Origin of the sequence: Saccharopolyspora rectivirgula DSM 43747 (genome assembly GCF_000497205.1) — a bacterium.
GTDB lineage: Bacteria > Actinomycetota > Actinomycetes > Mycobacteriales > Pseudonocardiaceae > Saccharopolyspora > Saccharopolyspora rectivirgula.
On record NZ_AYJW01000165.1, the window covers coordinates 1 to 303 of the forward strand.

General features: G+C 59.4%; 1 rRNA gene. It reads left to right on the forward strand.

Features of this window, described 5'->3' with window-relative positions:
• Window positions 1-303: ribosomal RNA gene (locus SREC43747_RS0119395) — 16S ribosomal RNA — on the forward strand; the annotation flags it as partial.

Sequence of the window (303 nt, forward strand, 5' to 3'; positions counted from 1 at the left end):
TGGAGAGTTTGATCCTGGCTCAGGACGAACGCTGGCGGCGTGCTTAACACATGCAAGTCGAACGCTGAAGCTCTGCCCTTGTGGTGGGGTGGATGAGTGGCGAACGGGTGAGTAACACGTGGGTAATCTGCCCCATACTCTGGGATAACCCCTGGAAACGGGGGCTAATACCGGATAGGACATTCTGCCGCATGGTGGGGTGTGGAAAGTTCCGGCGGTATGGGATGGGCCCGCGGCCTATCAGCTTGTTGGTGGGGTAATGGCCTACCAAGGCGACGACGGGTAGCCGGCCTGAGAGGGTGA